Source organism: Chryseobacterium oleae (assembly GCF_900115055.1).
Taxonomy (GTDB): Bacteria; Bacteroidota; Bacteroidia; order Flavobacteriales; family Weeksellaceae; genus Chryseobacterium; species Chryseobacterium oleae.
This window is the reverse complement of record NZ_FOVD01000009.1, coordinates 167,357-190,255: the sequence shown is the minus strand read 5'-3', so window position 1 is coordinate 190,255 and position 22,899 is coordinate 167,357. Positions and strand designations below refer to the sequence as shown.

29 protein-coding genes are annotated in these 22,899 nt (G+C 38.0%); 13 read left to right on the top strand and 16 right to left on the bottom strand.

All coding sequences use genetic code 11. The annotated features are described in order from the left end of the window. The 4 genes from BM143_RS21795 to BM143_RS21780 form a co-directional block, all read right to left on the bottom strand. Positions 1 to 522 carry an NAD(P)H-dependent oxidoreductase gene (locus BM143_RS21795; protein WP_034729916.1) on the bottom strand — a complete coding sequence of 174 codons (522 nt, stop codon included), beginning with the start codon at positions 520 to 522 and terminating at the stop codon, positions 1 to 3. A 187-nt stretch (positions 523 to 709) separates the two neighbouring features. After that, positions 710 to 1,525: a TPM domain-containing protein gene (locus BM143_RS21790; RefSeq protein WP_090027274.1), complete on the bottom strand. Its 816-nt coding sequence runs from the start codon at positions 1,523 to 1,525 to the stop codon at positions 710 to 712. After that, entirely contained in the window at positions 1,506 to 1,934 is a 429-nt protein-coding gene (locus BM143_RS21785; RefSeq protein WP_185116565.1) for a TPM domain-containing protein, read from the bottom strand. The genes BM143_RS21790 and BM143_RS21785 overlap by 20 nt, the downstream gene beginning before the upstream one ends. Then, the gene (locus BM143_RS21780) at positions 1,934 to 2,539 is read right to left on the bottom strand and encodes a LemA family protein (RefSeq protein WP_034729922.1); all 606 of its coding nucleotides are present in this window, start codon (positions 2,537 to 2,539) and stop codon (positions 1,934 to 1,936) included. The genes BM143_RS21785 and BM143_RS21780 overlap by 1 nt, the downstream gene beginning before the upstream one ends. Positions 2,540 to 2,612: 73 nt before the next feature. Here BM143_RS21780 and BM143_RS21775 point away from each other — a divergent pair, with 73 nt between their 5' ends. Further along, complete coding sequence (locus BM143_RS21775; RefSeq protein ID WP_034729924.1) at positions 2,613 to 3,107, top strand: dihydrofolate reductase; 495 nt, start codon at positions 2,613 to 2,615, stop codon at positions 3,105 to 3,107. 75 nt (positions 3,108 to 3,182) lie between these two features. Beyond that, the gene (locus BM143_RS21770; protein WP_090027270.1) at positions 3,183 to 3,752 is read left to right on the top strand and encodes a hypothetical protein; all 570 of its coding nucleotides are present in this window, start codon (positions 3,183 to 3,185) and stop codon (positions 3,750 to 3,752) included. A gap of 66 nt (positions 3,753 to 3,818) precedes the next feature. Here BM143_RS21770 and BM143_RS21765 read toward each other — a convergent pair whose 3' ends face one another. From BM143_RS21765 to BM143_RS21755, 3 genes are all read right to left on the bottom strand, one after another. After that, on the bottom strand, positions 3,819 to 4,451 hold the full coding sequence (locus BM143_RS21765; RefSeq protein ID WP_034729928.1) for a trimeric intracellular cation channel family protein: 633 nt from the start codon (positions 4,449 to 4,451) through the stop codon (positions 3,819 to 3,821). A gap of 91 nt (positions 4,452 to 4,542) precedes the next feature. After that, the gene (gene coaD / locus BM143_RS21760; RefSeq protein WP_047454664.1) at positions 4,543 to 5,016 is read right to left on the bottom strand and encodes a pantetheine-phosphate adenylyltransferase; all 474 of its coding nucleotides are present in this window, start codon (positions 5,014 to 5,016) and stop codon (positions 4,543 to 4,545) included. 138 nt (positions 5,017 to 5,154) lie between these two features. Then, positions 5,155 to 6,138: a D-alanine--D-alanine ligase gene (locus BM143_RS21755; RefSeq protein ID WP_090027332.1), complete on the bottom strand. Its 984-nt coding sequence runs from the start codon at positions 6,136 to 6,138 to the stop codon at positions 5,155 to 5,157. A gap of 155 nt (positions 6,139 to 6,293) precedes the next feature. On the opposite strand from BM143_RS21755, the gene BM143_RS21750 reads away from it, so the two are divergent. From BM143_RS21750 to murI, 5 genes are all read left to right on the top strand, one after another. Continuing rightward, positions 6,294 to 7,388: a PASTA domain-containing protein gene (locus tag BM143_RS21750; protein ID WP_090027268.1), complete on the top strand. Its 1,095-nt coding sequence runs from the start codon at positions 6,294 to 6,296 to the stop codon at positions 7,386 to 7,388. A 73-nt stretch (positions 7,389 to 7,461) separates the two neighbouring features. Further along, on the top strand, positions 7,462 to 8,535 hold the full coding sequence (locus BM143_RS21745) for an RluA family pseudouridine synthase (RefSeq protein ID WP_185116564.1): 1,074 nt from the start codon (positions 7,462 to 7,464) through the stop codon (positions 8,533 to 8,535). 51 nt (positions 8,536 to 8,586) lie between these two features. Beyond that, entirely contained in the window at positions 8,587 to 9,537 is a 951-nt protein-coding gene (locus tag BM143_RS21740) for a PorP/SprF family type IX secretion system membrane protein (protein WP_090027266.1), read from the top strand. 51 nt (positions 9,538 to 9,588) lie between these two features. Beyond that, positions 9,589 to 10,713, top strand: coding sequence for a radical SAM family heme chaperone HemW (hemW, locus tag BM143_RS21735; RefSeq protein WP_090027263.1), 1,125 nt, complete (start codon positions 9,589 to 9,591; stop codon positions 10,711 to 10,713). Positions 10,714 to 10,879: 166 nt separating this feature from the next. Beyond that, positions 10,880 to 11,710 carry a glutamate racemase gene (murI, locus tag BM143_RS21730; protein WP_090027261.1) on the top strand — a complete coding sequence of 277 codons (831 nt, stop codon included), beginning with the start codon at positions 10,880 to 10,882 and terminating at the stop codon, positions 11,708 to 11,710. Positions 11,711 to 11,767: 57 nt separating this feature from the next. On the opposite strand, the gene BM143_RS21725 is transcribed toward murI, so the two are convergent. Beyond that, the gene (locus BM143_RS21725) at positions 11,768 to 12,349 is read right to left on the bottom strand and encodes a nitroreductase family protein (protein ID WP_394332583.1); all 582 of its coding nucleotides are present in this window, start codon (positions 12,347 to 12,349) and stop codon (positions 11,768 to 11,770) included. Between the two features lie 104 nt (positions 12,350 to 12,453). Here BM143_RS21725 and BM143_RS21720 point away from each other — a divergent pair, with 104 nt between their 5' ends. Next, entirely contained in the window at positions 12,454 to 12,804 is a 351-nt protein-coding gene (locus tag BM143_RS21720) for a winged helix-turn-helix transcriptional regulator (RefSeq protein ID WP_034729961.1), read from the top strand. On the opposite strand, the gene BM143_RS21715 is transcribed toward BM143_RS21720, so the two are convergent. From BM143_RS21715 to BM143_RS21695, 5 genes are all read right to left on the bottom strand, one after another. Next, positions 12,801 to 13,373 carry an RsmD family RNA methyltransferase gene (locus BM143_RS21715; RefSeq protein ID WP_034729963.1) on the bottom strand — a complete coding sequence of 191 codons (573 nt, stop codon included), beginning with the start codon at positions 13,371 to 13,373 and terminating at the stop codon, positions 12,801 to 12,803. The two genes, BM143_RS21720 and BM143_RS21715, sit on opposite strands and share 4 nt — an antisense overlap. 83 nt (positions 13,374 to 13,456) lie before the next feature. Then, entirely contained in the window at positions 13,457 to 14,173 is a 717-nt protein-coding gene (locus BM143_RS21710; protein ID WP_047454684.1) for a DUF3822 family protein, read from the bottom strand. Between the two features lie 18 nt (positions 14,174 to 14,191). Next, on the bottom strand, positions 14,192 to 14,686 hold the full coding sequence (locus BM143_RS21705) for a Smr/MutS family protein (RefSeq protein WP_090027257.1): 495 nt from the start codon (positions 14,684 to 14,686) through the stop codon (positions 14,192 to 14,194). Positions 14,687 to 14,718: 32 nt separating this feature from the next. Then, complete coding sequence (locus tag BM143_RS21700) at positions 14,719 to 15,216, bottom strand: metallophosphoesterase family protein (protein ID WP_090027254.1); 498 nt, start codon at positions 15,214 to 15,216, stop codon at positions 14,719 to 14,721. A 34-nt stretch (positions 15,217 to 15,250) separates the two neighbouring features. Beyond that, positions 15,251 to 15,673, bottom strand: coding sequence for a hypothetical protein (locus tag BM143_RS21695; RefSeq protein WP_090027252.1), 423 nt, complete (start codon positions 15,671 to 15,673; stop codon positions 15,251 to 15,253). A gap of 96 nt (positions 15,674 to 15,769) precedes the next feature. Between BM143_RS21695 and BM143_RS21690 the strand changes: the two genes are divergently transcribed. Continuing rightward, positions 15,770 to 17,311 carry a serine hydrolase gene (locus tag BM143_RS21690; RefSeq protein WP_090027250.1) on the top strand — a complete coding sequence of 514 codons (1,542 nt, stop codon included), beginning with the start codon at positions 15,770 to 15,772 and terminating at the stop codon, positions 17,309 to 17,311. Positions 17,312 to 17,581: 270 nt separating this feature from the next. Here BM143_RS21690 and BM143_RS21685 read toward each other — a convergent pair whose 3' ends face one another. The 3 genes from BM143_RS21685 to BM143_RS21675 form a co-directional block, all read right to left on the bottom strand. Then, on the bottom strand, positions 17,582 to 18,634 hold the full coding sequence (locus BM143_RS21685; RefSeq protein WP_167375332.1) for a T9SS type A sorting domain-containing protein: 1,053 nt from the start codon (positions 18,632 to 18,634) through the stop codon (positions 17,582 to 17,584). A gap of 295 nt (positions 18,635 to 18,929) precedes the next feature. Beyond that, complete coding sequence (locus BM143_RS21680) at positions 18,930 to 19,814, bottom strand: archaemetzincin (RefSeq protein WP_090027247.1); 885 nt, start codon at positions 19,812 to 19,814, stop codon at positions 18,930 to 18,932. Then, a complete protein-coding gene (locus BM143_RS21675; protein WP_090027328.1) occupies positions 19,795 to 20,271 on the bottom strand; it encodes a SixA phosphatase family protein in 477 nt (158 codons plus the stop codon). The genes BM143_RS21680 and BM143_RS21675 overlap by 20 nt, the downstream gene beginning before the upstream one ends. A gap of 115 nt (positions 20,272 to 20,386) precedes the next feature. On the opposite strand from BM143_RS21675, the gene ruvX reads away from it, so the two are divergent. The 4 genes from ruvX to mazG all read left to right on the top strand — a co-directional run bounded on the left by ruvX (position 20,387) and on the right by mazG (position 22,899). Further along, positions 20,387 to 20,803 (top strand): Holliday junction resolvase RuvX, encoded by a 417-nt coding sequence (gene ruvX / locus BM143_RS21670; protein ID WP_090027245.1) that lies wholly within the window; start codon positions 20,387 to 20,389, stop codon positions 20,801 to 20,803. Beyond that, positions 20,800 to 21,372 carry a peptide deformylase gene (def, locus tag BM143_RS21665; RefSeq protein ID WP_034730760.1) on the top strand — a complete coding sequence of 191 codons (573 nt, stop codon included), beginning with the start codon at positions 20,800 to 20,802 and terminating at the stop codon, positions 21,370 to 21,372. The genes ruvX and def overlap by 4 nt, the downstream gene beginning before the upstream one ends. A 77-nt stretch (positions 21,373 to 21,449) precedes the next feature. Next, on the top strand, positions 21,450 to 22,007 hold the full coding sequence (locus tag BM143_RS21660) for a DUF5606 family protein (RefSeq protein WP_090027243.1): 558 nt from the start codon (positions 21,450 to 21,452) through the stop codon (positions 22,005 to 22,007). A gap of 124 nt (positions 22,008 to 22,131) precedes the next feature. Continuing rightward, on the top strand, positions 22,132 to 22,899 hold the full coding sequence (gene mazG / locus BM143_RS21655) for a nucleoside triphosphate pyrophosphohydrolase (RefSeq protein WP_090027241.1): 768 nt from the start codon (positions 22,132 to 22,134) through the stop codon (positions 22,897 to 22,899).

Genomic DNA, 22,899 nt, shown 5'->3' with positions numbered 1-22,899 from the left:
CTATTGATTGAGAAGTTCTGTAAATTCTTTTTTATGTAAAATAATGTCTTTTTTGCTCAGTTTATTGGCTTCGTAAACGATCTTGATATGTTTGATATCCGCTTTGAAAACCTTTAAGGAGACGATCAGTCCGCTGACGAGTTCTTCCACTGTGTACTGGTATGTTCCGGTTTTCGTGAATGATCTTTCTTTTCCGCCGGTGGTGATCAGAATGTAGATTTCTTTCCCTTCCAGAGGATTGGTTTCGCCTTCTCTGAGCCAGTCTCTGTCGAAAACTTCATCGATCCATAACCTTAATAAAGGAGGCATTCCGAACCAAATGAGCGGGAATTGAAAAATAAAACGGTCATAATTTCTTAACCTTTTTCTCTCCCTGAATGCCGCGATATGAAAATCAGGATATTCTTCGTAAAGATCTCTGAGGGTAAAGTGCTGGTGACGGACATAGAAATTAAAAAGCTCTACGTTGGAATTGGAGTGCTCTAAATAGGGATGTGCAAAAACTACCAGCGTCTTCTTCATAAACCTGTTTTCAGTAAATATAATGAAAAAAAATTAGTTAAAAGACGGGTTTTAAGTGGTTTTGTTAATTTTTTAATATGTAAAGTTGAATTTAGTATTAAAATAAGACAAAGAAATGATGGTATTTTAGCGTATTAAATAAAAAATCGGGCCATGAGCCCGATTATATTGAATTTTGTATTTCTGTTTACCATCCGCCCGAAGCGCCACCTCCGCCGAAGCTTCCTCCGCCGCCAAAGCCGCCGAATCCACCTCCGCCGCCACCGGAGCTTCCACCACCAAAGCCACCTCCTCCGAAGCTGCCCGGGAATGGGAAGAATCCACCTGGATAATTTCTGCGTCCTCTTCTGGTGATAATCACATCGTCGTCGTCATTATTGCCGCCGCCACGTCCGCCGCCTCTGCCTCCGAAGAGAAAGGCTATAATGATAAAAATGACAAAGGCAATCAGAAGGATTTTAAAAGTATTTCCTTTGCCTGAAGGTGCTGAGGTTTCCGTAGGTTTGAATTTCCCCTGAACGGCCTCCATAATGGCTGAGGTACCACGGTTAATACCTTCGTACCATTGTCCCTGTCTGAAATTAGGCGTGACAATATAATCAAGGATCTGTCCTGCCACAGAAGCGGTAAGGTATTGTTCTACGGCACGTCCCTGCTGGATAGACATGGTTCTGTCTTCTGTAGCAATAAGGAAAACGACCCCGTTATCTACTCCTTTTTTCCCGATTTTCCATTGCTCACCAAACATGGTCGCCAGAAAATTGACGTCTTCACCTTTGGTGGAACGAATAATGATCACTTCAATTTCTGTAGAAGTAGAATCTGCAAACTTGATCAGTTTGTTGTTCAGCTCATCTTTTTGCTGTTGCGTCAACAGTCCTGCTTCATCAAACACGGGATACAGAACCGCAGGTTTTTGCGGAATCGTGTATTGTGCTGATACAAAAGTGTAAAAGCAGAAGAGTAGAAATGAAAATACAAGTTTAAGAGAACGTAATTTCATTAGAGAGCTGATTGGGGTTTTTTCCCTGAACAGGAAAATGTTTTTTTAATTCAAGACCGGTCTCCAGGATGCCGCTTTTTAAAGCTTTATAATAATTTCCTTTGGCAAATTCAGCGGTAATATAATCGTGGAGGTGATCCCAATACGACTGGTGTACTTTGTCATGGATTCCGATATCACCAATAATGGTAAGATATTTTTGTTCGAAATTCACATGAAAAAGCACAGCATTTCTGTCGGCAGTTTTATTCATACAGAGTTCTTTGAAAACTTCAAATGCAGTCTGTGCATTTTGGGTTTCGGTATTCGAGTCGATATGGATACGGATCTCGCCTGTAGAATGTTCTTCTGCCGACTGTATCGCTTCCACAAGAGAAGTGATTTGCTGATTTGTCAGAAAACGGCTCATTATTTAAATACTTCAGGTGCTTTTTCTGCACCGGCTTCAGCCTTGAAGAATGGTTTTTCTTTAAAGTTGGTAAAGTTCGCCAGAATATTGTTCGGGAACGTTTTGATCGTTGTATTGTAATCTTTGGCAGCGTCGTTATAATAAACCGTTTCGGTTCTGATGCTGTTTTCTATCGCTGTAAATTCTCTCTGGAAGTTGATGTACTGCTGGTCCGCTTTTAAGTTCGGATAAGATTCTACCACAGCCATTAATCTGCTTAATGCTCCGGAAAGTTCTCCCTGTGCAGCCTGGAATTTCGCCAGATCAGCTTCTGTCATATTCGAAGGGTCGATTTGGATAGAAGTCGCTTTAGAACGTGCTTCAACTACTTTCGTTAATGTTTCCTGTTCAAATTTTGAATAGGATTTCACGGTTCTTTCAAGATTGGGAATAAGATTGGCCCTTTTCTGATATACTGTTTCAATATTAGACCATTTGGAATTCACGTTCTGTTCTTTCGAAACAAAATTATTATAACCGTTTTTCCCCCAGAAGAATAGTACACCTACAATGATTAGCAGAGCAATACCGATAGTTCCTGCGCTCAGGCAGCCTTTATTTTTCATAGTTTATTTTTTTTAATTTTTTGTGCTAATCAAATATACAAATTATGTGCTAATTTTGTAAAAAATTATTAGAATGACAACAATAGTGGTGGCTATGGGTGAGAAGAACGAGATCGGTTTTGAAAACAAACTGCTGTGGCATCTTCCGAAAGACCTGAAACACTTTAAAGATATAACTTCGGGACATCCTATTATTATGGGGAGAAAGACCTATGAAAGTATAGGGAAACCGTTGCCGAACCGTACGAATATCGTTATTTCCAGAAAGAAAAACTGGTTTGAGGAAGGTATTCTGATCGTGGGAAGCATTAAAGAAGCCGTAAAATTTGCTAAGAAAATTGATGAAAATGTATTCATCATTGGCGGTGGAAATATCTATGAACAGACAATGGAAATCGTAGATAAACTGGAAGTAACTTTAGTGAAAGCTGATCTTCAGGCGGATACTTTCTTTCCAAAGATCAATCCGAAGGTATGGAAAAAAACGGAAGAGATCTTTCATGAAAAAGACGAAAAGAATGAATATGATTTCTCCTTTCAAACGTATGAGCGAATCAAGACTGAGTAGTTATGAAAATTCTAACGGGTAACCTCTAGCTTCTAACCTCTAAATTTTCTATCTTTGCACTCTTAAAATTGAACAATGAATAAGTACATAAAAATTGTAATTGCAGCAGTTCTTATCCTTTTAGGACTTTATATGATGATTTTCACAAGAAGTCTGGGCTGGGGGATTGTAGTATTCCTTCTTGCAGCACTGCCTATTATACTTTTCATCAAAAATGAATATATCCTTCTTGCCTTCTGGCAGCTGAGAAAACAAAATATGGAGAAAGCCGCACAGTGGTTAAACGGAATTACCAACTACAAAGCGCAGCTTCATAAATCCCAGTATGGATATTTCCACTATTTACAGGGACTGACCCAAGCTCAGGAACATCCTGCGAAAGTGGAACCGCTGATGAAAAAAGCTTTGGAATACGGTCTGAATATGAAGCACGACAGAGCAATGGCTACATTGAATCTTGCCGCGGCAGCCATTTCTAAGGGAAGAAAACAGGAAGGGCAGAAGCTTCTGGATGAGGCTAAGAGATTAGACACGGCAGGAATGATGACGGATCAGATCAAAATGATGAAAGATCAGCTGAAAATGCCTTCTATGCAGAAACACATGCACAACCCGAATATGAGACAGAGAGGAAAATTCTTCTAAGAACACTATACGAAACGAAAAAAGCACCTGATTCAGGTGCTTTTTTTATTTTAAACTCATTTTACATCACATTTCTGAATTATGATCATACCCATAGAATTTAGGCATCTGCCAGTGGTATTTCACAGCAAGCGTTCTGATGGCTACAATCAGTAAAATGGTGAAGATCTGGATAAGTGTATAAGAAAGCGGGATAAACTTCGTCATCAGAAGAAATGCAGATCCTCCGACGATACACGCCGTTGCATAGATTTCTTTCCTGAAGATCAATGGAATCCGGTTGAGGAGAATGTCCCGGATAATCCCTCCAAAGCAGCCGGTGATGGTTCCCAGCGCGATACATATCAATGGATGAATGTCCGCATTGAGTCCTTTCTGAACGCCGATAATGGTAAATAATCCCAATCCGAAGCTATCAAAAATAAATAAGGTTACCTTGAAGTTCTTTTCGATAGATTTGAAGATCATAGCAAAAATACTTGTTCCGAGGATTAATGCACAGGTTAAAAGATCATGCATCCAGAAAACAGGAATATCCAGCAGGAGATCTCTTACAGTTCCTCCGCCCACAGAAGTGACGAATGCGATAATCAGTACCCCGAACGGATCCAGGCGTTTCTGCATCGCTGCAAAACTCCCCGACATCGCAAAGGAAATGGTTCCAAGTACCTCTATGGCAAAATTGAACTGTTCGTGCATATATTTATGATTGATAAATGATAATCGATGAATGATTTCTGCATCTGCAAATTTTCGGCCATGTCATCAATTATCATTTATAGTTGATCATTTATTTTGCTTTTTTCTCTACCCTGACAGAGTCCGGAACCAGCAGTTCGTATTCTCCGTCGTGATTGATGATCTCCCTTACAATACTGCTGCTGATGAAAGATTTTCCGGATGAGGTTAATAGGAATACGGTTTCCAGTTTTTTATGAGCCAGTGTTCTGTTGGTGTGGGCAATGGCTTTTTCAAATTCAAAATCGGCAGGATTTCTTAAGCCTCTGAGAATGTATTGTGCATCCTTTTCAAAGCAATAATCTACCGTTAATCCTTCAAAAAAATCGACTTCCACATTGGGGAATTCGGCGACGGAATTTTGGATAAATTCCATCCTTTTTTCAAGAGGAAACATATATTTTTTTTGGGAATTCTGCCCGATCGCAATAATCAGTTTGTCAAAAAGCGGAGCCGCTCTTTCAATAATATCATAATGTCCCAGGGTGATAGGATCAAATGATCCGGGGAAAACAGCAATTTTCATGTTTTACGTGTTATGATGAGTTACGGGGTGCGAGTTAAGTGGCGAGTTTCGGGATACGCGTTTCGGATTGTTTCCTCTATTGCCTATATTCAAACTTCCATCCACTAAAATCTAACCTCTGATTTCTAACTTCTATTATTATTTATTCAACGCTTTTTCTACTTCGTTTCCGCAAAGGTCTGTAATGGATATGCCGTAAATTTTAGCTTGTTGCGGAAGAATGCTGGCCGGAGAGAATCCAGGATTGGTATTCATTTCAAGCATATAGGGAATGCCGTCCATAAGGATGAATTCACTTCTTGAAAAACCGCTCATACCAAGGGAATTGTAAGCTCTTTTTGAGATTTCTTCCACTCTGATTCTGGTGGCATCATCAATTCTTGCAGGGGTAATTTCCTCTGAAGCGCCTTCATATTTAGCTTCATAATCAAAGAATTCATTGGTAGGTACAATTTCAGTGATTCCCAAAACAATGGTTTCACCTTTGTAATCTATAACGCCTACCGAAACTTCCATTCCGTCGAGGAAACTTTCGATAAGGATTTCGTTATCTTCTTTGAACGCGACTTCTGTGGCAGCAATTAATTCTGACTTCTCTTTTACTTTTGAAATTCCCAGAGAGGATCCGGATTGATTGGGTTTAACGAAAACCGGAAGCCCAAGACTTTCAACAATTTCGTCTGTATTGATCTCTTCTCCTTTTCTTAAATAAATGCTTTTAGCAGAAGGAATTCCGTATTTTGACAATACCGCCAAAGTATCTTTTTTATTGAAGGTTAAAGCGCTTTGATAGAAATCACAGCCGGTATACTTCTGCCCGATGGCATTCCAATAGGCCTGAAGAATTCCGTTTTCACCAGGAGTTCCGTGGATAATGTTGAAACAGGCATCAAATTTCAATTGTTCATTATTATCTAATGTCACTGAAAAATCTCCGCGGTTGATTTCATATTTTTTGTCGTTGTCTCCTAAAAAATACCATTCATCTTTTAGAATGACTACTTTATATACGTCATATAGATTTCTGTCCAGAGAATCGTAGATCAACTGACCGCTTTTTAAGGAAACCACATATTCATCTGAATAGCCTCCCATGACAACGGCAACACTTTTTTTGCTCATAACCATTATAGTATCAATTAAGGCAAATTTAATCATTTTATGTAATGCAATAAGGGAAATTCAGAAATTTTAAAATTCAAAATGAATTGTGTTAAATAAAAGGACATTTAAAATTATTAGCTATATTTGCCGTTATAATTAAAGTATTTTTAAGTATGCTTAAATCACTTTTCAATTGGAAAGTTTTACTGAATTTAGTAGTCGCCATCGGTGTTTTTGTGGGGTTGGTGTGGCTTACTTTCCGCTGGTTGGAATATCATACCAAGCACGGTCAGGAAATTCCTGTGCCTAATGTTATTAATAAATCGGTATACGATGCCGTAAAAATATTAGAGGATACAGGTCTTGAATATGAAGTAGACAGTGCAGAGTATAACCCTAAATATAAGCCTTTTCAGGTTTTAAAGATGCACCCTTTATCCAGTTCCCGCGTAAAGCCAGGATCGCTGGTAAGAATTGTTGTTAACCCAAGAACCTGGGCTCCCATTACCGTTCCGGATGTGATCAACAAATATTCAGGACTTGCGTTCCAGAGATTGGATCAGGTAGGTCTGAAGATTGGCGATACCATCTACGAACCGAGTATTCAGAAAGATGCTCTTTTAAGAGTATTATATAAAGGTAATGCTGTCAATCCTGGATCACGTCTTCCGAGATTCTCTGTAATTGATGTTGTCGTGGGATCCGGACCTATGAGAAATATTTCTATTCCTAGCGTGGTAGGGCTTTCTGTAAAAGAAGCCAGAGCCGTTATTTTGAAAAGTATGTTTGAAGTGGGACTGGTAGAGCATGAAGACGGAAGCAAAGACGAATCCGATATTATCTATTATCAGGATCCGGCCTCAGGGGATGTAAGAGACCAGGGAATGCAGATCGACCTTTGGGCCAGTAAGAGAACTCCTGCTGAGCTTAGAGCGAAAGTAGAGCAGCTGAATGCAATTTACCGTATGAAGGTAGATACTTCATTGCCTCCGGTACATTATGACGAAGTTCCCAACCATCCGGAACCAAGCTATGATCCGCCTGCAGCAGTACCTATGCCTAAAAAGGAAGTTTTTAAACCAGAACCGACTAAGACAGAACCAGCCAAGAATAATGGAGCCACAGGTACTAAACCTGCCTCAATCCCGGCTGAAAAGCCTAAATCTACTGCAGCAAGCAACCAGGGTTCAGGAAATAAACAGGCTACCACGGGAACCACTCAGCAACCGGCTCAAAAGCCAAAAGCTAAAAAAGTAGTCGTAGAATAATAACGATTTATTATATAAAATATAGGCTTCAACTGCAAAATGTTGGGGCCTTTTGCGTAAAAAAAATAAAACAATGGCAGAAGATAACGAAGACTTTTTAGATGAAGAATTAGTAGAGTCCGACAGTCTCGAGAATATCGATATTGATGAGGAAAATAAAGGTCTCTATGAGCATGTAAACATCAAAGTCGATAAAAACCAGGAGCCGTTAAGGATTGATAAGTTCTTATTAATATACAGACAAAACTCCTCACGTAATAAAATCTCACAGACCTGCAGAGCCGGAAATGTGGTGGTAAACGGAGCTCCGGTAAAACAAAATTACCGTGTGAAGCCTGGTGACCAGATTTCAGTGCTTCTTGCCCATCCGCCGAGAGAAAATGTCATCATTCCTCAGGATATTCCTGTAAATATCATTTATGAAGATGATGATTTGGTTGTGGTGGATAAAGAACCGGGAATGGTAGTACATCCTGGTCATGGAAACTGGGATAAGACTTTAGTGAATGCTTTGGCTTTCCATTTTGAAAAGAGCGGTGAAAAATCTGATCTGGACAGAGTAGGGCTTGTTCACAGAATTGATAAAGATACTTCCGGACTTCTGGTGATTGCAAAAAATGAATATGCACTGAGCTTTTTGGCGAAACAGTTTTTTAACAGAACGACAAAAAGATTATACTGGGCTTTTGTCTGGGGAAATCCTCAGGAAGATGAAGGGACCATTAAGGGGCATATCGGGAGACATCCCAAAAACAGAATGCAGATGTCGGTTTATGAAGACGGAAGCCATGGAAAGCATGCGGTGACGCATTACAAGGTTTTAGAGCGTTTCAAATATATGACATGGGTAGAATGTAAACTTGAAACGGGAAGAACGCACCAAATTCGTGCTCATTTCAAACATATTGGCCATACGCTGTTTAATGACGAAAGATATGAAGGTCATACGCCTCTAAGAGGAGTGAATATACCTAAGTATAAGCAGTTTATAAAAAATGTTTTCGAAATTCTTCCGAGGCATGCACTCCATGCCCACACTTTAGGGTTTATACACCCAACGACGAAAAAGGAATTATATTTTGAGAGCCCAATGCCGAAAGATATGGCGGATGCTGTAAAAAAATGGAGAAATTATTTAGAAAACTAAAAATATATTGAGAATTTTTTTATATTTGTTGAATTGAAATCAAGATTTGTTATGAGAAAACTATATGCTATCGTATGTTTAGCTCTTTTGTCAAATGCATACAAAGCACAGGAATCACTACCATACTATCAGCAATATCTTTTGGATGGTGATTTTCTGTTCAACCCAGCTCAGTACGGAAAGACCGATTACGTACAGCTCAATGCTAATTACCACAAACAATTTGACAAGTTTAGCGATTCTCCAAATACGCAGTCTATAGGAATCAACGGGAACATCTTCGACAGAGTGGGAGCAGGGCTCTCTATTTTCAGAGACAGTAATGGACCTATTTCTGCAGGCGGTATTACAGCGGGAGCTTCATACTTTATTCCACTAAGCAGTGAAGGAGAAAGAAAAGACCAATTCTCTTTCGGTACTAGTGTTTCATTTTATAATATGAACTTCGACTATACTTCAGTGAATGTTGAAGATGGTTACGATCCTTTATTGATCGGGAAAGAAGGGAATATTTTTATGGCTTATGCCAACTTTGGTGCAGCGGCAACGTACAGAAACATCTTTGCAGGGATCTCTGTAAATGATATCGCGTTAAGCAATGATAAGGCTATCGTAAACGGAATCGAGCCTTCACCAATTAAATTCTTCTTAAACTTAGGATATGACTGGCATTTTGCTGACAATATCTACGTATCGCCATCAGCGTTGATCAACCTGAATACGAATTCAACAAGAATGATCGACTATAACTTAATGGCAACTTTCTTTAACGATGTCAATTCATTCTCTGCCGGTGTAAGCTACAGAACGGTACAGAACAGATTTGACAGCCAGCAGTTACAGGTGGCACCGGTTGTTAAAGTAAGAATTAATAAATTAATGATTGGAGCAACTTACAACATCGGAATGTCTGATATCCAGACGTATGGTGGAAACAGCTTTATGTTGAGCTTAGGTTATAACTTCGATAACTTTATTAATCATAGAGGATATAGATATTAATCTGATTTAATTTAAATAAATTTGAGCTCTGAAATTTTCAGAGCTTTTTTTATGATATACATTCACATCCCGTTTTGCAGACAGAAATGCAGCTACTGTAATTTTCACTTTTCCACATCTTTGAACTTTAAGGATGAAATGATCAGTGCCATGAAGACCGAAATCCGTCTGAGAAAAGACGAACTGCAGAATAAAAATTTAAAGTCACTGTACTTTGGAGGCGGAACACCGTCTATTCTTTCTGCAGATGAGATCAGTTCAATGATTGATGAAGTGTTAAAATATTTCAGTTTTGACCGGGATATTGAAGTTACTTTAGAAGCCAATCCCGATGATCTGGATAAAAATTTTCTTCAACAGCTGGCAAAATCTCCGGTTAACAGACTTTCTATTGGTACCCAAAGTTTTTTTGATGAAGATTTAAGGTTAATGAACCGCGCCCATAATGCTTCCGAAGCAGAAGGTTCTATCAAAAGAGCACAGGATTTTGGCTTTGAAAACTTAAGCATCGATTTGATTTATGGCTCACCAACCTCCAATCTGGAGATATGGAAAGAGAATTTAAACAAAACGATTGCTCTTGAAGTTCCCCATATTTCATCTTATGCCCTGACGGTTGAACCGAAAACAGCTTTGGAAAACTGGATAGCAAAGGGAAAAATCGCCAGTCCGAGGGAAGAAGAACAGAATAGAGAGTTCTATTATCTGTCGGATTTCTTAAAAGACAACGGATTTGAGCATTATGAAGTTTCTAATTTCGCGAAACCGGGCTTCTATTCAAGACATAATTCTTCGTATTGGAAGTATAAAGAGTATCTTGGAATAGGCCCTTCCGCACATTCTTACAACGGATTTGATGTCAGAAGCTGGAACGTTGCCAATAATCAACAGTATATTAAAAAGCTTGATGGTGGATTTCTTGCCAAAGAAGAGGAGATCCTGTCACAGAACGATCAGTTTAATGAAATGATTATGATCGGGTTGAGAACAATCTGGGGTGTAGATATTGAAAGCCTTAACAGTAAGTTCAGCGAACAGACTCTTGAACATTTCCGACGTGAAATACAATCCAAAATAGAGGAAGGTATTCTTATTACAGAAAACAATCACCTTAAAATCCCGGAAAAACATTGGTTTATGGCGGATGGAATTGCTTCTGATTTATTTATTGTTTAATTACATATTGAATACTTTTCGAAACAATGAGTATTAGCGATGTCATGCTGAGCGAAGTCGAAGCATAATATCTAAGCATAATAACTAGTACTGTACAAATAAAGTCCGGAATCAGGAATACAGAAATCTAAAAATCTTCGTATTTTTGTATAAAATTTCAGTTCACTTGAAAACGAAAAAACAAGACTATTCATATCTTTCACCAAGCCAGCCTATCGGTATTTTCGATAGTGGGGTGGGAGGACTTACCGTAGCCAAAGAAATCAAAAGACTGCTTCCTCATGAAGACCTGATTTATTTCGGAGATACCAAGCACCTTCCGTACGGTGAAAAGTCCAAAGACGCCATCATTGAATATTCTACTAAGATCACCAACTTCCTGCTTCAACAGAACTGTAAAGCGATTGTTATTGCCTGCAATACGGCTACTGCGAATGCTTTGAATGAAGTAATGCAGTCGGTGAACGGGAAGGTTCCTGTCATCGACGTTATTAATCCGGTTGCTGAAAAAGTAGCCTATGAGATTCATAATAATGTAGGCGTAATTGCAACGAAAGCAACGGTGAATTCAGGACTGTATAAAAAAAGCATCAGAAAGCAGAATAAGTGGATTAAAGTAGATGAACTTGCCACACCTTTGCTGGTTCCTGCCATTGAAGAAGGATTCAAGAATCACCCGATCACGCATGCGATCATCTATAATTATCTGAGCAATAAAAAGCTGAAAAATATTGAAACGTTGATTCTTGGTTGTACACATTATCCATTATTGATCGATGAGATCAAGCAGTATTACGGAAACAGAGTCCGCGTGATCGATTCTCCCAATATTGTAGCCAATCATCTGAAGATCATCCTGGATAAATACCACCTGCTGAATGATAATAACCCAAAACCGAACTATCATTTCTATCTTTCGGATCTGACGAAAAACTTTGAGAAAATCTCTAAGAAATTCTTCGGAAAGACCATCGATTTAGAATTGAAAGTACTATAATACAAAAAGCTGTTTCTCCTGAAACAGCTTTTATTTTTTGTGGAAATATCAGAAATATTAAGATTCTAAAATCACCATTTCACGATTCAGTCTTCTTTTAGGAGTTGTTGCCGGATGATTGCTGTCACTGTCTGCTTTTTCACCAATCGCAACAGCGAAAAGTGTTTCGTAAGAATCATTTTTCAGGGTGGCATCATATTTTTCAGGCTCAATTCCTTCCATCGGAGTAGAATCAATTCCCATCGTTGCACATGCGGAAAGAAAAACACCCAGCGATAGATAAACCTGATGTCCAAACCATGAACGGATGGCCTCTTCACCGTTGGGTTTTACCATGGTTCTGTAGTAATTTACGGAACCTTCAGGAAGATTTTCTTCGATCTGTCTTTCAAATTCTTCCGGATTTTTCATCATTTGGAATACAATCACATGGCTGCTTTCCAATACTTTTTCTTTGTTGAAATAAGATGCTTCTGCCAGTTGTGCTTTTAATTCAGGTGTATTCACGAAAATAAAATTCCATGGCTGGCTGTTGATTGAAGATGGACTTAGATTAAGAATCTCTTTCAATTCTGCAATCTGTTCTGCACTTATTTTTCCCTGAGGATTATACTTTTTTACCGTATACCTCTTTTTCATTTGTTCTAAAAAATTCATAAATTATTGTACTATCATTTTTATAGTTACAAAAGTAATTTAAGTTTATTACCTTTGCAATAACGGTAAAAAATGATAGTATAAAAATGTATACCATAGATAACAAAGAATATCCTTGCTGCACCAGCGTTACGATGAAGTTTATAGGAGGAAAATGGAAAGCTGTAATTTTATTTCACCTGACGGATGGAGCCAAAAGATATAATGAATTAAGAAAATTAATTCCGACCATTACAGAAAGAACCTTAAGTCTGCAGCTTAAACAGCTGGAAGAAGATCATATCGTCAACAGGAAAGTATATACGGAAAAGCCACCTTTAATGGTAGAATACACCTTGACGGATTTTGGAAAAACACTGCTCCCGGTGATTGAAGCGATTACCAATTGGGGAATTGCGGCACCGGATCTTTCCGTAAAAAAAATAATCAGGAATTAAATTTCCTGATTATCTTCTTTATTCGCTTCGAAAAAACTGAAACTTACATTTCCGTATTTTCGGGTATCTACTAAATTGGGGTGCTCGAGTTTCATCCTGCTCTGATGTTCTATGATCAGAACACCGTTCTCCTTCACATATTTATTGTTCAGAACCAAAGACAGCAGTTCGTAATATTTCTTCTCTTCCATTTCAAAAGGAGCATCAGAAAATACGATCTCGAAACTTTTCTTGTTTCTGAATTTTTTAAGCCAGTCGAAAACATCACCTCTCTGAACATTCACCTGCTGAGACATATCCAGCTCTGAAGCCGTAGAATTGATAAAACTTGTGTGCTTTGGATTCAGTTCCACTGAAGTGACATCCTGACACCCTCTGGATGCAAATTCGAAAGTGATAGAACCGATGCCTGCAAAAAGATCAAGCACCGAAATAGACTGCATGTCATATTTGTTTTCCAGGATGCTGAATAGCGCTTCCTTAGCAAAATCTGTTGTAGGTCTTACGTCAAAATTTTTAGGAGCGGCTATTTTTTTGGCTTTCCACTTGCCTGAGATTATTCTGTACATATTTGTTTAGTTGTTAGGTCGCAGATTGCAGGTGGCAGGCAGTTGCACTTGGAAACTTATTCCTGCTACCTGCAGCCTGCAACCTAATTAAGTATAAAATTCTTATTGGGAACGTTGTCGTAAACAATTCTCATGTTCTTAACAAACTTCTGAAGTTCAGAAATAAAAGTTTCATTTTCCGTAGTTTCACCGTATGCATAAAAGTTGGTTTCATTGATTCCAAAGCCAATTTTACTCAGGGTAAACATCACGAAATAAAGAAAATCTACTTCAGAATTCACATCCAGGTTATTGTATAAAATCACCTTCTTGTTATCGATGGCAAAAAACTCACACTGGTTGTGGTATAAATTGATATGAATTTCTTTATTGTTTTTATTATTGATAGAATTTAAAAACTTCTCTCCCGAAAAATTAAAATGAACCGGAACCGCCAGCTCTTTTATTTTCTTATAAAAGTTTTTAGGAAACGTATAATAAAACTGTACGCCGAATCTTTTATTCACAGAAAGCATCAGCTCTTCTTTTTCCTTATCTGCAGGAGCATTGAAGGCTATCAGTTCGAATCCTGCATCATGTTCTGAAAATCCTTCCGGCATCAGCGTAAAATGATTCAGTGCAGAGATCACGTGGATCTCTTCAAACCTTTGCTTAAGAAGAATTTCATCAAGTTTATCCTCAATGAGATTTTCCGGTGTTTCTTCAGTAACGAAATAAGACTTTTCCTCCAGGATGCTTTTGTTCTTTGCAATCTGGCAGATTAATCCGTCTTTGGTAAAAAGTAAATTAAGTACGTTCATATTTCAATTGATGCAAATTTAGTGAAATTCTATCATAACGGCACCTGATTGATGGTGAAGTATTTCCTTATTGTAAAAATCAATATCCGACTGGCTTTCCAAAACATCCATAACCATTCTCTGCAGCGTTCCGTCACCAATACCATGAACGATCTCTAACCTTTTCAGGTTATGTTTTCTACAGAAATCAAGAACTTCTATCAGTTTTGCTTTTTGAATGAAAAGCCTTTCAAAACTATCATAATCACTGGGATTTTTAACCATATGATGAAAGTGCAGGTCGAGGACCATGTGATTTTTCTGGTGCTTTTTAGAAACTACTTTCTTAGGTTCTGCTTTTTTAACTACGCGAATGTTTTCATAAAGATCGGCATCTTTTGGAACCAGTTTTTCTTTTGGATACTGATAGGTAAATCCATATTCATCTTTAAAAACAACGATATTGCCTTTCACAGAAGTAATTGTTCCGCTTAAATCTTCATCTACCACAGAAACTTTGTCCCCGATTTTCATGTATTGTACCTCTTCTTTTATTATTTTAAAAATTAATTCTTCGGTCCCAGTTCAATGATCTCGAGATCTTTCACTTCATCGCCTTCCACCACAAAGCGCATCATGGTTCTCACCTTATGCCATCCCTGTTTTCCACAGGCACCCGGATTCAGATGAAGAAGATTATTCTTTTGATCGAACATCGCCTTCAGAATATGAGAATGTCCTGAAATAAATAGCTTCGGAGCTTTTTCAGAGATTTCTTTATTGGTAAGTGGCGTATATTTTCCTGGGTAACCTCCGATATGGATCATCAGAACTTCAAGATCTTCACAGAAAAAACGGTTCACTTCAGGAAACTCAGCCCTGATTTTCGCGTTATCTATATTTCCGTAAACTCCTTTTAAAGGTTTTATCTTTTCCAGTTCTTCAATAACTTCTATACTTCCAAAATCTCCGCAATGCCAGATTTCATCGGCTTGAGACGCATATTCTAAGATACGGTCATCTATATAGGAGTGGGAATCGGAAAGCAGAAGGATTTTTGTCATGAAGATCTGAAATTTGTGCAAAGTTAGGAAAGATTTATTTCTCAGCTATTTTAATAAATCTTTTTAACACCAAGCTATTATCCGGAAGTATTGATACTATAAATTTACCATTAATTGCTGGAAATTTGGGGTTGGTTATGATGATGGTGGTATCAGAATCCATTTTCCAAACTCCACGGTGGCGATACAGCTTTAATTTGTCAGCTTCAATTCTTTCTATTATTGCCGTGGCACACGCTGGCTCCGCATTAAGTGATACAATTGTTCCGTTCTTTTTAAACCGGATTCCACCCCATTTTTGATCAAAAGTTTTCTGACTTTTATATATGTAAGTCAATCTATCTAATTTTGCCAGCTTCCATGTGTGGAAAAGAAATGAAGCATCCATCTTATTCTGACTTTTAAAGGAAAGAACTGCGAAACATACGAATAGAAGGCTATAAACTGATTTTTTCATTCAGGTACAATTGAAAGTAGGGAAAATAGATAAATTTTTCTCTGTTACAAAATTTGGGTCGCTGAATATTTACTAAATTTGAGAAAATTAAAAAAAATGAAGCAGAAATTTTCTTTTTTACTTTTTCTCGCAGCGGTAGGGCTCTTCAATGCTCAGGTTGAAGAAAAAAAATTGGATGAACTGATCCAGAATACCTTAAAAACTTTCGATGTGCCCGGAATGTCCGTTGGGATCATAAAAGATGGAAAAGTGATCTATTCCAAAGGTTTCGGACAACGTTCCTTAACTACCAAACAACCGATGGATGACAACACATTGGTAGGAATCGCTTCTAACTCAAAAGGCTTTACCTGTACTGCCCTGGCTATTTTAGCGGATGAAGGAAAATTGAACTGGGACGATAAAGTTTCAAAATACATCCCTGAATTTCAGATGTACGATCCATATGTTTCCCAAAATGTAACCATAAAAGATCTTATCACGCACAGAGCCGGATTGGGTTTGGGGCAGGGCGACCTGATGTTTTTTCCTGAAGGCGGAAGTATGACGGTTAATGATATTATTCACAACGTCAGATATTTGAAACCTGAAAATCCTTTCAGAACTAAATTAGACTATAATAATGTCATGTTCATTGTTGCCGGAGAGGTGATCCACAGGATTTCCGGACTAAGCTGGGCAGAATTTATTGAGCAGAGAATTATGAAACCGGTGGGTATGACTTCAAGTTTCGGAAGTTATAGCAGAGCCAAAGCTGTAGCCAACAAGATTGATGCTCATGCTCCGGTAGACGGAAAAGCCATTGCCGTTCCACACGACTGGAACGAAACAGGGAATGCAGCAGGAGGAATTATGAGTAACATCAAAGATATGACCACTTGGGCAGACTGTCTTTTAAATAATTTCACCACGAAAGACGGTAAAAAACTGGTTTCTGATAAAAATGTACAGCAGTTATGGAGTTTACAGATTCCGGACAGAGTCGCAATGAAAAATCCATATGACACTAGTTTCTATGGGTATGGATTAGGATGGTTCTTAAGTGATGTTAAAGGGCACAAACAGATTCAACATACAGGAGGTCTTATCGGAACGGTTACCCAGTTTACACTAATCCCGGATTTGAAATTAGGAATCGTAGTGCTTACCAACCAACAGTCAGGAGCAGCGTTCAACTCGATCACCAATACGGTGAAAGATTCTTACCTTGGAGTGGCAGACAGAAACTGGCTGAAAACCTACGGAGAAAGAATGACGAAAGTTAATGCTGAGTACGATAAGCAGAAAAAAGAGGCCTTTGCTAAATCTGAAGCCTTCAAAAAAGAAAAAAATCTTCAGCCGAAAGCAGAACAATTTGTAGGAAAATACAATGACTCATGGTTTGGAGATGTAGAAATTTCACAACAAGGAAATACCTACAGAATTTCATGTAAAAATTCTCCGCGTCTGAAAGGAGAACTCCTTCCTTATTCAAACAATTCATTCATCGTTAAGTGGGACGACAGAAGCTATGATGCCGATGCCTACATTGTTTTTAATTATGATGAAACCGGAAAAGCAGAATCCGCCAAATTAAAACCGATTTCAGATGTCACCGACTTCAGCTTCGATTTTGATGATCTGGATTTGAGAAGATAAATAAAATATACAGTTATTATAGTAATTATAAAACTTAAAATATTCAATAGAAACGGGCTTTAGCCCGTTTTTTTATTTATCATAGGCAAATGGGCTTTAACCAAATCCTAAAAAAAGAGCTCCAATATTCGTTAGAGCTCTTCTGGTGTAATAGATGATATGTGAGTAAAAAGTGGGAGAAAGAAGTCATTTCGATTCTAGAAAGAATGACTGTATGAACTATTAAGTCTAATAGTAACTTCAAACCTCCCTCTTCCAGCTTCCAGCCTTTTAATTCTTAATAAACTTCTTAATAACATCCCCGATCTGAATAATATAAGCACCTTTTGTCAACGGGCTTACATCAATAGAATCACGTTCCAGTTTTCCTGAAAGTACAAGGTTTCCAATCATCCCGAAAATCTTATAATCCTGTGACGGAGCATTCATAACTTTCAATGTTTCCTTAGCCGGATTGGGATAAATTGATGTTTTTCGGTCACGGTTTTTTTGATCTGAAACGGATAAAGCAGCCAAATCTGCTTTTAACACAGAACCTGCAAAAAAGTCAGTGACATAGATGATATTCTCTTTCACAGCTAATCCGGAAGGATAATCAAATCCGGTGGAAACAAGACCAATGGAAACAGTTGAATTGGGTTGAGTGATATTAATTTTAGATACCTTAGAAGCACCCGCTTCACAGATAAACAGATCTTTTCCATGGAAAGCAAGACCTGACGGATAGCTTAATCCTTGTGCTATTGTGGTAGGACCGGTTGATGTAGTCATATCAAATTTTGAAAGTCTACCTTCAAAACGTTCTGTAAAATAAATGACATTATTAATAATCTCGATTTCAAACGGAGATTGTGCCGAAACCACATCAATCAGTTGGGGATTAGGCTGGCTCACATCTATTTTGGAAATTTTGTTATCTCCTTCAAGAGCCATATACAGCTCATTTCCTACGAATTCCAGACCAAGCGGACTGCTTATTCCACCCAGTATAACTTGCGGACTTGGATGAGCAGCAGCAAGATCAACTTTAGAAAGTCTGCCCGCTCCAAATTCTGAAACGTATAGAATATTATCCTTTAAGGCAAGACCATAAGGACGGTTGACTCCTGTCACGACATCAACAGGTGCAGCACCCGGATCATCAATATTTACTTTAACGACCTTGTCCAGATAATAAATACCGATATACATCGTATTACCGTCAATAACCATCGGATTGGGAGTGCCCAGATTGTCGATAAGTACATTGGCTGAAGCTTGTGAATACAATTTGTGTCCCGCTAAAAGCAAAACTAAAACTAATAAATAAAGTTGTTTTTTCATTTTATTTTTATTTAGAATAATTAAATTTAAACAAAAGTACTTTATTAAAAATAAAATCCCCAAGGGTCTGACAAATATCATGAATAAAGGAAAACAGTGCTTACTGTAAGACCATGTAGAATGATAACTGGAATTCATTCCAATGATCCGGTATATAAAATATGTAATTCGTAAATGATTTTTTACTGAAATACCGTGTTATTCAATAGAAACGGGCTTTAGCCCGTTTACAAATATAGATTGGTAGAATCCGGCTTTAGCCAAAACCTATAGACGATATTGTATAAAGAAAAGATTATTTCAAAAGTTGAAGATCCAGCTCAGCCCGGGAAAGCTCAGAATTTAAATGCTGTTTTTCAAAGAAATGTTTCAGATCCAAAAGCCGTTTCTTAGGATCATACTGAATGCTTGAATTTAATTTTTGCTGACAGAGAGAACATGCTCTTGCAAAGTGGAAATCAGTTTCGGGAAGTGTATTGGTTCCGTTCATCACACAGTTCGCATTCAGACAATGGTTGAGCCCGAACATATGTCCGATCTCGTGCGAACTTACTTTGATTAATCTCTCGAGACTTTCATTAAAATTAGAATCCGACAGGCCTCCGTTGGCAAACCTGTACATAGAAGTTACGCCCACACCGTCCTGATACGATGCAATGCCGAAAACATAATTCCATTCAGGTCTTGGGTAAAGATCTTTTTCCGTGATTCCCATGAAGACTACGGCGTCTTTAGGTTTGCGTTTGACGAGGATACTGTCCAGAACATAGCCTGCCAAAATCTGTTCCTGACCGTCTTTGAAAATTCTTCTCGCAGTCTTTGGAAAGATGGTATTGGATAAAACGGGGAGAACCTTGGTTTGTAGTTGAAAATATTTGCTTAAATACTCACGGGTAAGTTCTATTTCCTTTTTCTGCAATTCATTGAATTCTCCAATCGGTTGAAGATAAATTGTATTTTTCCCCGGCTCCGGTTTTATTTTCTTCAGCTTCTGAAAATCGTCGAAAGTCTGAAACTTTTCGTCCCGCGAATATCTCCAGTCGCCGGGTTTGGCTTTAGGGAGCTGAACATCGTTTAAAGCAATGGTTTCAATATAAGTCTTCTCCTTTTTATGACAAGAAAAAAAGAGTAGGAGTGTTATCAGATAAAAAAAGATAAAATTATATTTTCCCAGGCTCATAAAAGAAAAGGAGTTTCTTTTTGGCACCGTCAAATTCAGACCACGAATTGCAGTCTATTTCAAAACCGGCTACTCCGCAGGTCGGGAAATGAAAAATATCTTCAGAGATGGAATTCGCAAAATTGGATATTCCGTTGTTGTGGGAAAAAAGAGCCACAGAGCCTACGCTGTCATCCAGGTCGTAGATTACAGATTCAAAATTTCTTTCCGATGGATTATAAAGTTTATCTTCCGTAGCCACTTTAAGCTGGTAGGTTTGATTAAAAATCTTACACGTATTCAGTGCGCGTACCGCCGGGCTTGAAACAAAATGATCAATAGAAATATTATTGCTTTTCATGAATCTGGACATGTTCATCGCATCTTTCAATCCTTTGTCTGCCAAAGGTCTGTCGAAGTCCTCCGTTTCTTCCGGCCAGTCGCTTTTCGCATGTCTTACGAGGATGAGTTTCTTCATATTTTCGTTTTTTGGAAGATTAAAATTATAAAAAAAATAATGGAATAAAACATGATTTTCATAAAAAAACTGCGTTATGAATAAAATCATTAAATTTTACTAAATTTGCACACTTATGGGACAGATCCTTGCGATAGACTACGGAAAGGCACGCTGCGGCATCGCTGCAACAGATGATATGCAGATTATTGCCAGCGGCCTGGATACCGTTGAGACACGGTTTTTGATGGAATTTTTGAAAAAGTATTTCACGGAAAACAAAGTGGATGAGGTGGTAGTAGGCCTTCCTACAGACTTGAAAGGAAATGTTTCCGAAGTGGAGACGGATATTTTAAAATTCATTGAAGCATTTCAGAAAGAATTTCCAGATATCACCGTCCACCGTTTAGATGAAAGATTTACCTCTAAAATGGCTTCTTTTTTTATTTCCCAAAGTGGAAAAAGCAAGAAAAAGAGACAGGAAAAGGGGTTAATAGATAAAGTAAGTGCAACTATCATACTGCAGAATTTTTTAGAACAAAGAATAAGATGATTTTACCGATAAGAGCTTTTGGGGATCCTGTTTTGAGAAAAGTAGGGAAAGATATAGACAAAGATTATCCCGGTTTACAGGAACTTATAGATAATATGTTTGAAACGATGTACAGTGCCAACGGCATAGGCCTTGCCGCACCGCAGATCGGGCTGGACTTACGCCTGTTCGTGATCGACGTGACGCCTCTTGCGGATGACGAAGATTATGAGGATATCAAAGACGAACTGGCTGATTTTAAGAAGGTTTTCATTAATGCTACGATTCTTGAAGAATCCGGCGAAGAATGGAAATTCAACGAAGGATGTCTTTCTATTCCGGATGTAAGAGAAGATGTGAAGAGAAAAGGAACAATCGTTATTGAATATTATGACGAAAATTTTGTGAAACATACAGAAACTTTTTCCGATATTAGAGCCCGCGTAATTCAGCATGAATATGATCATATTGAAGGCGTACTGTTTACCGATCATTTGAGCGTATTGAAGAAGAAACTCGTAAAAGGTAAACTGACGAAAATCTCACAGGGTGAAGTAAGCATCAGCTACAAAATGAGATTTCCAAAGTAATTTAGACAAGGATTAAAAACAAAATAATAAAAGCAAAAAGCCTCGTGCCTATTGCAAAATTTACAAAAAATAATAATATGCTGTTAGAAAAAATAATTTCAATTTCTGGAAAGCCAGGACTTTTCAAATTAGTTTCTCAATTAAGAAACGGTTTTATCATTGAAGATGTTACTACCAAGAAAAAAGTAAGCATTGGAAACTCAAGCCAAGTGAGTTTATTGGATAATATTGCCATGTTTACATTTGATAAAGAAGTTCCTTTGTTCGAAGTTTTTGAAAATATTGCTAAAAATTACGAGTATAAAGAAACTATTTCTCACAAATCTTCTGACGAAGAACTTAAAGACTTTATGACGGCTTCTCTTCCTAACTATGATACAGAAAGAGTATATGCTTCAGATATCAAGAAACTGGCTCAGTGGTACAACCTTCTTCAGAAAGCAGGATACATTACTCCTGAAAGCTTCGTAAAAGCAGAACCTGAAACATTAGACGGTGTACAGGAAGAAGTAACTCTTGACAAAGATGCTCCTAAAAAAGCAGCGCCAAAAACTGAAAAGCCTGCCGCTCCAAAAGTAAAAGCTACTTCTGCCGCTAAAGCAGCTCCAAAAAGTACGCACACTAAAAAAGGATAATCTATCCTGGATTTAAAATATAAATCTCTGTCAGAAATTTCTGACAGAGATTTTTTTATCCCCAATTTAAAACAGCTTAATTAAAGATTTACCCTAAATTTGCATCACTTTGAATTCTCGATTTATGAATACCAGACAAGAAAAACTAGAAGCTTTCGGAAGATTGTTAGACATCATGGATGATTTGCGTGAAAAATGTCCGTGGGATCAGAAGCAGACATTGCAGTCTCTTCGTCATTTGACGCTGGAAGAAACCTATGAACTTTCGGATGCTATTTTGCAGGAAGATTTACAGGAAATCAAAAAAGAGTTGGGCGATGTTTTGCTGCATCTTGTTTTTTATTCTAAAATAGGATCGGAGAAAGAAAGTTTCGATATTGCAGATGTCATCAATTCTTTAAATGAAAAACTGATCTTCCGCCATCCCCATATTTACGGTGATACAGAAGTGAAAGACGAAGAAGAAGTGAAGCAGAACTGGGAAAAACTGAAACTTAAGGAAGGAAATAAATCTATTTTAGGCGGTGTTCCCAAGAGCCTTCCAAGTTTGGTAAAAGCCTACAGAATTCAGGATAAAGTAAAAGGAATCGGGTTTGAATTTCACGATGCGGAAGATGCCTGGAAAAAAGTAGATGAAGAGATTCAGGAATTCCACGAAGAAACAGATTTGGATAAAAAAGAACTGGAATTAGGAGATGTATTCTTCTCTCTCATCAATTATGCCAGAATGTCTGGACTGAACCCGGATTCCGCACTGGAAAGAACCAATTTAAAATTCATCTCAAGATTCCAGAAAATGGAAGTGCTCGCAGAAGAATCTGATCTGAAGCTTGCAGACCTCTCTCTGGAGGAAATGGATGTGCTGTGGGAGAAAGCGAAACTGATGCCATAA

What these genes read in the sequence shown, in the direction of transcription:
- BM143_RS21765 (WP_034729928.1), bottom strand. Translation starts at nt 4,451, where the DNA reads ATGCACGAACAGTTCAATTTTGCCATAGAGGTACTTGGAACCATTTCC.
- BM143_RS21690 (WP_090027250.1), top strand. Translation starts at nt 15,770, where the DNA reads ATGAAGCAGAAATTTTCTTTTTTACTTTTTCTCGCAGCGGTAGGGCTC.
- coaD (WP_047454664.1), bottom strand. Translation starts at nt 5,016, where the DNA reads ATGAAAATTGCTGTTTTCCCCGGATCATTTGATCCTATCACCCTGGGA.
- BM143_RS21770 (WP_090027270.1), top strand. Translation starts at nt 3,183, where the DNA reads ATGAATAAGTACATAAAAATTGTAATTGCAGCAGTTCTTATCCTTTTA.
- BM143_RS21700 (WP_090027254.1), bottom strand. Translation starts at nt 15,216, where the DNA reads ATGACAAAAATCCTTCTGCTTTCCGATTCCCACTCCTATATAGATGAC.
- BM143_RS21740 (WP_090027266.1), top strand. Translation starts at nt 8,587, where the DNA reads ATGAGAAAACTATATGCTATCGTATGTTTAGCTCTTTTGTCAAATGCA.
- BM143_RS21795 (WP_034729916.1), bottom strand. Translation starts at nt 522, where the DNA reads ATGAAGAAGACGCTGGTAGTTTTTGCACATCCCTATTTAGAGCACTCC.
- BM143_RS21685 (WP_167375332.1), bottom strand. Translation starts at nt 18,634, where the DNA reads ATGAAAAAACAACTTTATTTATTAGTTTTAGTTTTGCTTTTAGCGGGA.
- BM143_RS21695 (WP_090027252.1), bottom strand. Translation starts at nt 15,673, where the DNA reads ATGAAAAAATCAGTTTATAGCCTTCTATTCGTATGTTTCGCAGTTCTT.
- BM143_RS21710 (WP_047454684.1), bottom strand. Translation starts at nt 14,173, where the DNA reads ATGAACGTACTTAATTTACTTTTTACCAAAGACGGATTAATCTGCCAG.
- BM143_RS21775 (WP_034729924.1), top strand. Translation starts at nt 2,613, where the DNA reads ATGACAACAATAGTGGTGGCTATGGGTGAGAAGAACGAGATCGGTTTT.
- BM143_RS21750 (WP_090027268.1), top strand. Translation starts at nt 6,294, where the DNA reads ATGCTTAAATCACTTTTCAATTGGAAAGTTTTACTGAATTTAGTAGTC.
- mazG (WP_090027241.1), top strand. Translation starts at nt 22,132, where the DNA reads ATGAATACCAGACAAGAAAAACTAGAAGCTTTCGGAAGATTGTTAGAC.
- ruvX (WP_090027245.1), top strand. Translation starts at nt 20,387, where the DNA reads ATGGGACAGATCCTTGCGATAGACTACGGAAAGGCACGCTGCGGCATC.
- BM143_RS21705 (WP_090027257.1), bottom strand. Translation starts at nt 14,686, where the DNA reads ATGAAAATCGGGGACAAAGTTTCTGTGGTAGATGAAGATTTAAGCGGA.
- BM143_RS21785 (WP_185116565.1), bottom strand. Translation starts at nt 1,934, where the DNA reads ATGAGCCGTTTTCTGACAAATCAGCAAATCACTTCTCTTGTGGAAGCG.
- BM143_RS21745 (WP_185116564.1), top strand. Translation starts at nt 7,462, where the DNA reads ATGGCAGAAGATAACGAAGACTTTTTAGATGAAGAATTAGTAGAGTCC.
- BM143_RS21715 (WP_034729963.1), bottom strand. Translation starts at nt 13,373, where the DNA reads ATGTACAGAATAATCTCAGGCAAGTGGAAAGCCAAAAAAATAGCCGCT.
- BM143_RS21675 (WP_090027328.1), bottom strand. Translation starts at nt 20,271, where the DNA reads ATGAAGAAACTCATCCTCGTAAGACATGCGAAAAGCGACTGGCCGGAA.
- BM143_RS21660 (WP_090027243.1), top strand. Translation starts at nt 21,450, where the DNA reads ATGCTGTTAGAAAAAATAATTTCAATTTCTGGAAAGCCAGGACTTTTC.
- BM143_RS21725 (WP_394332583.1), bottom strand. Translation starts at nt 12,349, where the DNA reads ATGAAAAAGAGGTATACGGTAAAAAAGTATAATCCTCAGGGAAAAATA.
- BM143_RS21755 (WP_090027332.1), bottom strand. Translation starts at nt 6,138, where the DNA reads ATGAGCAAAAAAAGTGTTGCCGTTGTCATGGGAGGCTATTCAGATGAA.
- hemW (WP_090027263.1), top strand. Translation starts at nt 9,589, where the DNA reads ATGATATACATTCACATCCCGTTTTGCAGACAGAAATGCAGCTACTGT.
- def (WP_034730760.1), top strand. Translation starts at nt 20,800, where the DNA reads ATGATTTTACCGATAAGAGCTTTTGGGGATCCTGTTTTGAGAAAAGTA.
- BM143_RS21720 (WP_034729961.1), top strand. Translation starts at nt 12,454, where the DNA reads ATGTATACCATAGATAACAAAGAATATCCTTGCTGCACCAGCGTTACG.
- BM143_RS21680 (WP_090027247.1), bottom strand. Translation starts at nt 19,814, where the DNA reads ATGAGCCTGGGAAAATATAATTTTATCTTTTTTTATCTGATAACACTC.
- BM143_RS21790 (WP_090027274.1), bottom strand. Translation starts at nt 1,525, where the DNA reads ATGAAATTACGTTCTCTTAAACTTGTATTTTCATTTCTACTCTTCTGC.
- BM143_RS21780 (WP_034729922.1), bottom strand. Translation starts at nt 2,539, where the DNA reads ATGAAAAATAAAGGCTGCCTGAGCGCAGGAACTATCGGTATTGCTCTG.